The organism is Psychrobacter sp. TB55-MNA-CIBAN-0194 (genome assembly GCF_040309505.1).
GTDB classification, from domain to species: domain Bacteria; phylum Pseudomonadota; class Gammaproteobacteria; order Pseudomonadales; family Moraxellaceae; genus Psychrobacter; species Psychrobacter fozii.
The window spans coordinates 1-257 of sequence record NZ_JBEOOW010000493.1 but is presented as its reverse complement, the minus strand read 5'-3'; the positions used below and the strand labels follow the sequence as shown (position 1 = coordinate 257).

1 protein-coding gene is annotated in these 257 nt (G+C 61.1%); it reads left to right on the top strand.

Annotated features, from left to right (window positions below; all coding sequences use genetic code 11):
* The coding region (locus AAEY75_RS16020; RefSeq protein WP_502944445.1) for a hypothetical protein at positions 1–257 on the top strand (257 nt) is incomplete at both ends.

Sequence of the window (257 nt, the reverse complement as noted above, 5' to 3'; positions counted from 1 at the left end):
ACCATGAGCGTGCTGCTCAAGGAAATGACCCAGGACCATCACGACCCGGCCCTGCAGGACGATTTGAGCGTACTGCAGGAGCAGGTCAAACAGTGCAAGCTGACGCTCCAGCAACTGGTGCGCGCCGCCGAAGCCAATCGCCGTCTGGCGGTAGAAATGCAAGACGTCACCCAGTGGCTCGATGAGGCGCTCAACCGCTGGCACCTGATGCGTCCCGAAGCCAGTTACCGTTTCAACCTGCTGGGCCAAGGCAGCGT